The organism is Luteibacter yeojuensis (genome assembly GCF_000964085.1).
GTDB classification, from domain to species: Bacteria; Pseudomonadota; Gammaproteobacteria; order Xanthomonadales; family Rhodanobacteraceae; genus Luteibacter; species Luteibacter yeojuensis_A.
In genome coordinates, this window is record NZ_JZRB01000044.1 from 42,740 (window position 1) to 50,252 (window position 7,513).

At 68.2% G+C, this 7,513-nt stretch carries 7 protein-coding genes; 3 read left to right on the forward strand and 4 right to left on the reverse strand.

The features are described 5' to 3' along the window. Positions 1 to 23 precede the first annotated feature (23 nt). Positions 24 to 896, forward strand: a complete 873-nt coding sequence (locus VI08_RS16905; RefSeq protein WP_045830796.1) for a CPBP family intramembrane glutamic endopeptidase — start codon at positions 24 to 26, stop codon at positions 894 to 896. Positions 897 to 1,122: 226 nt separating this feature from the next. Here VI08_RS16905 and VI08_RS21055 read toward each other — a convergent pair whose 3' ends face one another. The 3 genes from VI08_RS21055 to VI08_RS16920 all read right to left on the reverse strand — a co-directional run bounded on the left by VI08_RS21055 (position 1,123) and on the right by VI08_RS16920 (position 3,103). Further along, complete coding sequence (locus VI08_RS21055) at positions 1,123 to 1,620, reverse strand: type II toxin-antitoxin system PemK/MazF family toxin (protein WP_052698031.1); 498 nt, start codon at positions 1,618 to 1,620, stop codon at positions 1,123 to 1,125. A gap of 114 nt (positions 1,621 to 1,734) precedes the next feature. After that, positions 1,735 to 2,655, reverse strand: a complete 921-nt coding sequence (locus VI08_RS16915; RefSeq protein WP_045830797.1) for an NADP-dependent oxidoreductase — start codon at positions 2,653 to 2,655, stop codon at positions 1,735 to 1,737. A 1-nt stretch (position 2,656) separates the two neighbouring features. Beyond that, on the reverse strand, positions 2,657 to 3,103 hold the full coding sequence (locus VI08_RS16920) for an ester cyclase (protein ID WP_045830807.1): 447 nt from the start codon (positions 3,101 to 3,103) through the stop codon (positions 2,657 to 2,659). A gap of 95 nt (positions 3,104 to 3,198) precedes the next feature. Between VI08_RS16920 and VI08_RS16925 the strand changes: the two genes are divergently transcribed. Both VI08_RS16925 and VI08_RS16930 read left to right on the forward strand, forming a co-directional pair. Next, positions 3,199 to 4,110, forward strand: coding sequence for a LysR family transcriptional regulator (locus VI08_RS16925; protein ID WP_045830798.1), 912 nt, complete (start codon positions 3,199 to 3,201; stop codon positions 4,108 to 4,110). Positions 4,111 to 4,131: 21 nt separating this feature from the next. After that, positions 4,132 to 4,785: a LuxR C-terminal-related transcriptional regulator gene (locus VI08_RS16930; RefSeq protein ID WP_045830799.1), complete on the forward strand. Its 654-nt coding sequence runs from the start codon at positions 4,132 to 4,134 to the stop codon at positions 4,783 to 4,785. Here the strand turns inward: VI08_RS16930 and VI08_RS16935 are convergent. Next, positions 4,782 to 7,412 (reverse strand): hybrid sensor histidine kinase/response regulator, encoded by a 2,631-nt coding sequence (locus VI08_RS16935; protein WP_045830800.1) that lies wholly within the window; start codon positions 7,410 to 7,412, stop codon positions 4,782 to 4,784. The genes VI08_RS16930 and VI08_RS16935 overlap by 4 nt on opposite strands. Positions 7,413 to 7,513: the final 101 nt, after the last annotated feature.

Genomic DNA, 7,513 nt, shown 5'->3' on the forward strand with positions numbered 1-7,513 from the left:
GCTTCCACTTCGCGGATGACCCCGTGACCGACGCCCGATCTTCGAAGCGACCGCTGTCCTGGTTCCTGTTCTGGCTCGTCGCGCTGAGCGCGCCGGTGTCCGCGCTGTCGGTCGCCATCGGCAGCGAGCCGCCCATGATCTCGCGCATGCTGATGTGGTGCCCCGGTACGGCGGCGCTGCTTACATGCTTTATCTGTCGGCTGGATTTTCGATCACTCGGATGGGCCTGGCCGCGCGGCCGTTACGTTGGCTGGAGTTACGCCCTGCCGTGGCTCTACGCCATCCCGGTCTACGTGGCGGCTTGGCTGCTGATTCCCGGCGCGTTCCAGTGGGAGCATTTCAGCGCGCCGCTGGCGGCAACGTTCAAGATCACGTCGCACCCCGATGCCTTCGCCGCATGGTTCGGCGTGCCAACCACCATGGTGTTCATCGTCATCGGCACCCTCGCGTGGACGTTGGGCGAGGAGCTCGGCTGGCGTGGCTTCCTGGTACCGCGGCTCTACGCGCGCTGGGGCTTCAGGGGCACGAGCCTGGCCGTTGGCCTGCTCTGGGCGGTATGGCATTACCCCGTGTTGCTGGGCGCCGACTACAACGCCGGCACGCCGGCCCCGTACGCCATCGCCTGCTTCACCGCCATGGTGGTGGGCCTGAGCTTCGTGATGACGTGGCTGCGCATGGCATCGGGCAGCGTGTGGCCATGCGTGATACTGCACGCCGTGCATAACACGCTGGTGCAAGGTGTACTCGATGCATCGACCGCCACGAATGGCAGGGCGCCGTACATCACCACGGAGTTCGGCTTAGGCATGGCGGTGACACTGGGCGTCTGCGCCATTGTTCTGGCCTCGACGTGGCGACGTCCGCCCGCCGGCACCTCGCTGGATTCCCAGGCCTGAAATGACTGAGCCCAGGGCCGAAGCACCTGGGCTCCACGCGGGAAGTTGCGGAAGGGATGTCATCTCCTTCTTCCTGGCCTGGTTGCCGCCATCAAGGCCTGACCTAGGTCTTCGAGGTCCGTGTGTACTGGACGAAACGGAGTTTTCCTGCGATCGCGAAGTGGTGCAAGCACCCTGACCTATCGAAGATGTGAATCAACAACTTATATAGCGCCTGCGATACGTCCTATGAAGTGACTTTGCCAAGATGATTCGCAAACGGCGACTGGGGCAAGGCAATCTTCGATAGCGCATCCCAGAGATTGCGTTCGATTCCGAATACTGATGCGACCGCCCGCTTCAAGCGCAGCATCGTTACCTGATCAACATAGGTGTCGTGGTAAGAAGCCCGGCCCGCCCGTCGCGGCCCCTCGTAGCGGCTCAACCTGCTCCACCCTACCGTAACAACCATGTCGCATTTCGCCCATCGTGTTCCAACCGCTCTCTGCAGCGGCGCGGGAAAGCAAGCGAGTGCAATTTCGACATGCCACGGTTCGATGATACGGGGCGGCGTCATGCTGATCGGCACGACGTGCAGAAGGCGCCCGCGTCGATTCCGCTGGGGCGAAAGCACGATCACAGGCCTGGTCTTGACCATGTTCCCGTCGCTTGCAAGCTCAAGCTCGTGCTTGTCGAACTCGCACATCAGGATCGCACCGTTTCGCGGACTGCCCAGGATGGCCATCCTTGGCCTCCTCTGTCTCGAACGCCGAAGCGAACCTTATCTGGCCCCTTGCGATATCGAAGTCCGTGCGATCCGCTAGATTGCGTAGGCGCAGGATGAAGTTTGAGTCAGACGTTATCGGCCTACCCGAACGACGACCTTCCCCCGCGCATGCCCCGTCGCCAGCTTCTCCAGCGCGGCGCGCACATCCGCGAGGTCAAAGATCGCATCGGTGATGATTTGCAGCTTGCCCTGCTGGAACTGCGCGATGGCATCGGCGAGATACGGCGTGGCGGTGGCGAAGAACACCGCCTTGCCTTCGTTGCTGCCGCGCGCCTTGATGGAGAAATCCGCGAGTGTCGCGATACGCCCCTTCGGGCTGAGCACGCGCCACGACTTCTCCAGCGTCTCGCCGCCGAACGTGTCGAGCACCACGTCGATGTCGCTCAAGCGCGTGACGTCGTCGTGGCGGTAGTCGAGCACGTCGTGCGCGCCGAGTTCCTTCACCAGGGCATGGTTGCGCCCGGAAGCGGTGGCGATGACGTGCGCGCCTGCCAACGCCGCCAGTTGCACGGCCATGGTGCCGACACCGCCCGCGCCGCCGTGGATCAGCACGCGCTCGCCTGGCTGCAGCTTCGCGACATCGGCGAGCGCCTGCTTCGCCGTGCCGTAGGTAGTCGGCAATGACGCTGCCTGTTCGAAGCTCATCTCGGCGGGGATGCGGCGGACATCAGCCGCCGGGATGCGCAGCTGCTCGGCCAGCGCGCCGCCGGCGGTTGGCGCGGTGCGGCCGAACACGCGGTCACCGACGTCGAGCCCGGTGACGCCTTCGCCAACGGCGTCGATGACGCCACTGAAGTCGCTGCCTGGGGTGTATGGCAGGTCGGTGGGGAACACCTGCTGCATGTAGCCGGCGATGATCTTCAGGTCGAGCGGGTTGAGGCCCGCCGCGCGCACGCCGACGACGACGTCATCCGGGCCCGCAGCCGGTGCGGCGACGTCGGCGACCACCACGGTTTCCGGGCCACCGAACGAAACGATCTGTGCGGCTTTCATCTCAGGCCACCTCCGGGAACTGGCCAAGCTGCATGAAGAAGCCGAACCAGTCCTCCATGTGCCAGGTGGTGGTGAGTTTCATGTCCTTCAGTTCGTGGAACTCATGCAGGCGGAACGCGACCGCCTTGCCCGTGGCGGGGATGCCGAACATTTCCCCGAGGTGCGTGCCGGTGATCTCGGCACGGACGCCGACCTTGCCGGGTTCCTGCACCATGTCGTGCACGGTGATGGCCACGTCGGGGAAGGCCTGGATGAAGCCGCGGATGATGTCCTTGATGCCCGCCGGGCCTGGTGCCTGGCCGGGGGCAAGCGGGATGTCGTCCCATGTCGGGGCCAGCACGCCGTCGACCAGGTCGGGGTTCTTTTCGCTGAAGGCGCGATAGAGGGTTTCCACGGCATGGCGTTCGGCCTGGAGGCGCTGCTGCATGTCGGGCGAAAGGTGGTTCATGGCGGTTTCCATCGTGGGGTGGGCGATGGAACGCATTTTGGTTAGGGATAATGCATCAGTCCAACAGATACAGGATATAACGTAATATCCATGTCATGGATTTTCATGGCATCGACCTCAACCTGCTCGCCGCGTTCGACGCCCTGATGCGCGAGCGCAACGTCACCCGTGCGGCGGCGGAAGTAGGCGTGAGCCAGCCCGCCATGAGCGCCGCCCTGTCGCGGCTGCGCAAGCTCGCGGGCGATCCCCTGTTCCACCGGAGTGCCGCCGGCCTCCTGCCCACGGCACGGGCCCGCGACCTCGCCGGGCCCATCGCCGAGGCCTTGCAGCAGATCCGCGCCGTATTGGTGGAGGACACCGCCTTCGTCCCCGCGCAGGCCACGCAGACCTTCAAGATCGGCCTGCCCGACTACCCGGCCTTCGTGTTGCTGCCAGGGATCACAGTGGCGCTGCGCGAACAGGCGCCCGGCGCCACGCTAGCCCTGCACGCCTTCACCGGGCGCGACGAGGCCGTGGACCTGCTCGACGCGGGCGCCATCGACATGGCCATCGGCGTGCCACCCCTGCATGGCGATGGCCGCATCCTGTCGCGGCCGGTGTTGCGCGACAGCTTCGTCACCATCGTCGCGAACGGCCACCCGGTGGCCCGGCGCGGCATGGACATCAAGGCCTTCCTGTCGCTGTCGCACGTGCTGGCCTCGCCGGAAGGCGAAGGGTATGGCCTCGTGGACCATGCGCTCGCGCAGCAGGGGAAGAAGCGCCGCCTGGCGATGACGCTGCCGCAGATGTTCGTGGTGCCCTCGGTCATCGCGCAAACGGACCTGACGGCGACGCTGATGCAGCGCGTGGTGCGCGCCTCGCCGGCCGCACGCACCATCGCAACCTTCCCGCCCCCGGTGCCGCTGCCCGACATCACCTTCCACGCGCTGTGGCACCGCCGCACCGATGCGAACCCGGCACAGGCGTGGTTCCGTGACCTGGTGGCGGCGTGCGCGGCGGCGCTTTGACTGCGCGCTACACTGCCCGCCATGCCGCTCACCCTCCTCATCGCCGACGACCACCCCATGTTCCGCGGGGCGCTGCTGCACGCGCTGGCCACGCTGCTGGTGGATGGCAAGGCGCTGGAGGCCGGCAGCCATAGCGCGATGGAAGCCGTGCTGGCGAAGGGCGAACACATCGACATGGTGCTGCTCGACCTGACGATGCCCGGGGCCATGGGCTTCTCGTCGCTGCTGTGGCTGCGTGGCGAACACCCGGATATCCCGGTGCTGGTGGTGTCGTCGAACGACCACCCGCGCAACGTGCGCCGCGCGCAGCAGTTCGGCGCGGCGGGCTTCGTGTCGAAATCGGCGCCGGCCGAGGTGCTGCGCGATGCGGTGCAGACGGTGATGGGCGGCGGCACGGCGTTCATTGGCGCACGCTCCGAACGCAGCGAGGACGATGCGAAGCTGGCCGCGCGGCTGGCCAGCCTCACGCCGCAGCAGTTCCGCGTGCTGATGCTGCTGGCCGAGGGTCTGCTCAACAAGCAGATCGCCGCGGAGCTTGGCCTGGCGGAGAACACGGTAAAGATCCACGTCACCGCCGTGCTGTCGAAGCTGGAATGCCGCTCGCGCACGCAGGCTGCGGTGCTGGTGAAGTCGCTGGACCTCGACGAGGGCGTCGAGGGTTCGCACCCGGGCTAGCCGGCCACCATCAGCAGGCGCGTCATCACCGCGCGCAGCCGCGCCGGCGCGAGGGGCTTCACGAGGTAGCGCAGGCCGTGCGCCGATGCGCGCTCGATATCGGCCTGGCGGGGCGCCGCGGCCATCAACACCGTGGGCGGCAAGGCGCCCCAGCGCGATGCCATGGCGGCGCGCAAGGCATCGCCTTCGTGGCCATCGAGCGGGTCGTCCATGAGGATCAGCGCCGGCGCATCGTCGGTCTCGGCGTAACGCAGCGCGCCGCGCTCGCTGCCGATGCCCTGCACGTCGCAGCCCCAGCCCGCGAGCAAGTCCATGGCCTGGCGCCGCGTGACGGGGTCGTTGTCGATGACGAGGACGCGCTTGCCGACGAACGGGGACTCGTCGTCGGCGGGCTCGGCGTGTGCCGGCGCCACGGTGCCCACCTCGGCCAGCGGCAGCGTGATCGAGAAGACGCTGCCCTTGCCCTCCCACGAGCGTACGGCCACCGTCGCACCCAACAGCCGTGCGATGCGGTCGACGATGGACAAGCCCAGCCCGGCGCTTCGCCTGTCGCGATCCACGCCGTTATCCAGGCGCAGGAACTCATCGAAGATAGCCCGCGTGTTCGCCTCGGGGATGCCCACGCCGGTATCCCACACCTCGATGCGCGCGTGGCCTTCGGCGCGGCGCACGCCGAGCAGCACGCTGCCACGCGGCGTGTAGTGGATGGCGTTGCTGAGGAAGTTTTGCAGCACGCGACGCAACAGCAGCGCGTCACTGCGCACGGTGAGCGTGGTGCCCACGTAACCGAGGACAAGCCCGCGCGTGGACGCTAGCACGGCGGATTGCCGCGCCAGCTCGCGCAGCATCGGGTCCAGCGCCACGCTGGCGAAGCGCGGCGCCACGGCACCGCCCTCCAGGCGCGAGATATCGAGCAGGCTGGCCAGCAGTTCATCCTGCGTATCGAGCGCGCTGCGCACGCGCTCGACCAGTTCGTGGCCTTCGGCGTCCAGCCGCCGGCCCGCGAGGCTGCCGATGAACATGCGCGCCGCGTTCAGGGGCTGCAGCAGGTCGTGCACGGCCGCCGCGACGAAGCGCGTCTTCGAGCGGTTGGCCTTGTCCGCTTCCGCCTTGGCTTCGATCAGGTCGCGCGTGCGTTCTTCCACGCGGTGTTCCAGCGACGACGCCAGGCTGCGCAGCTCGCGGGCGGCGGCCTTGTAGGCGGTGATGTCGGCATAGCTGGTGACGAAGCCGCCGCCGGGCAGCGGGTTGCCGCGGATCTCCAGCGTCGTGCCGTCGGGCCGCTCGCGCTCGTACATGTGCGGGCTGCCCGCGCGCAGGTATTGCAGGCGGCGCTCGATGGCTTCGTCGGTATCGCCCGGCCCCAGCAGGCCGCGCCGGGCGTTGAAGCGGAACATGTCCTCGATGGGGCGCCCCACCTGCATGTACTCGTCGGGGAACCCGAAGATCTTCTGGTAGCGCGAGTTCCACGCCACCAGGCGCAGCCCCGCATCGACGACGCTCACGCCCTGGGGAAGGTGCTCGAGGCTGCCGTGCCCACCCTGCGCGGCTTCGTTGGCCGCGGCGACGATGCTGTCCTGCGCGGAGCGCAGCGCCGAGGCGTGGTGCGCCACCATGCGCTCCAGTTCCTCGCGGCTGCGCTGGCGCAGGCGGGCCAGGCGCACGCGCTGCTGCAGGAACATGCCCAGCAGCAGCACGGGCAGCCACGCCGCCAGCACGGCGAACACGGCGTTGCGCGCGGCGGCGACCGCAGGGCGCGTATCGGCCAGCAGGTGCAGCGTCCATGCCTGCTTCGGCATGGCCAGCGAGCGCCACATGGTGTCGTGCGCCAGCGCGGGCGAGGCCATGCGCACGCGCAGCGTATCGGCCCCCTGCGGCGCAAGCACCTTCCAGGCCATGGGCTGCAGCGGCCGCGTGCCGTACTGGCGCGTGCTGGCGATGGCGCCGGCATCCGCGGGCGAAAGCGGGTACAGCACGCGGTATACCCAGTCGGCGTGGTTCGCGAGGAACACGACGTTGTGCGCATCGGAGAGGAACACCACGTCGCCACCCGGGGCCCAGTCTTCCTGCAGCGCATCGAGCGAGATCTTCAGCACCACCACGCCGATGTGCCGGCCCGCGTCGTCATCCACGGCCTGGGCGATGAAGTAGCCCGGCACGTTGGTGGAGACGCCCAGCGCATAGAAGGTGGCGTGGCCATCGCGCATGGCGTCGCGGAAGTAGGGCCGGAACGCGTAGTCGAGGCCGACGTTGCTCTCGGGGGTGTTCCAGTTGTTGGCGGCCAGGGCGCGGCCGTGGCGGTCGAGCAGGGTGAGCGTCGAGGCACGCACGGCGTCGTTGGCACGGTCGAGCTTGGCGTTGAGGGCGGCGGTGCCCACCGCGGCGGGTGCGCCTTCGAGCGCGGCTTTCAGCTCGGGATCGAGCGCCAGCACCCGCGGCAGCACGCGGTAGCGGTCGATGAGGCGCTGCACGGCCAGGGCGTGCAAGTGCAGGCGGTCGCCGGCCTGCTCGCCGATCGAACCCAGCGCCCGCCGCCATGCGTACCACCCGCCCAGCGCCGCGCTGCCCGCCACCAGTAGCAGGAGCACGAGGAGCCACAGGGCGCGGTAGGGGCGGGTTTGGGCCATGGTGTGAGCGGGCATCGTCGCATAGCCGGCGGGCACCTAGCCGGAATGTGCTATGGGGCTGGCGGCCGGGGCGGGCTACAAAGCATACCCCCGCCCCCCCC

Coding starts and splice junctions, on each gene's coding strand:
- VI08_RS16935 (WP_045830800.1), bottom strand. CDS start 7,412: ATGGCCCAAACCCGCCCCTACCGCGCCCTGTGGCTCCTCGTGCTCCTG.
- VI08_RS16925 (WP_045830798.1), top strand. CDS start 3,199: ATGGATTTTCATGGCATCGACCTCAACCTGCTCGCCGCGTTCGACGCC.
- VI08_RS16920 (WP_045830807.1), bottom strand. CDS start 3,103: ATGAACCACCTTTCGCCCGACATGCAGCAGCGCCTCCAGGCCGAACGC.
- VI08_RS21055 (WP_052698031.1), bottom strand. CDS start 1,620: ATGGCCATCCTGGGCAGTCCGCGAAACGGTGCGATCCTGATGTGCGAG.
- VI08_RS16930 (WP_045830799.1), top strand. CDS start 4,132: ATGCCGCTCACCCTCCTCATCGCCGACGACCACCCCATGTTCCGCGGG.
- VI08_RS16915 (WP_045830797.1), bottom strand. CDS start 2,655: ATGAAAGCCGCACAGATCGTTTCGTTCGGTGGCCCGGAAACCGTGGTG.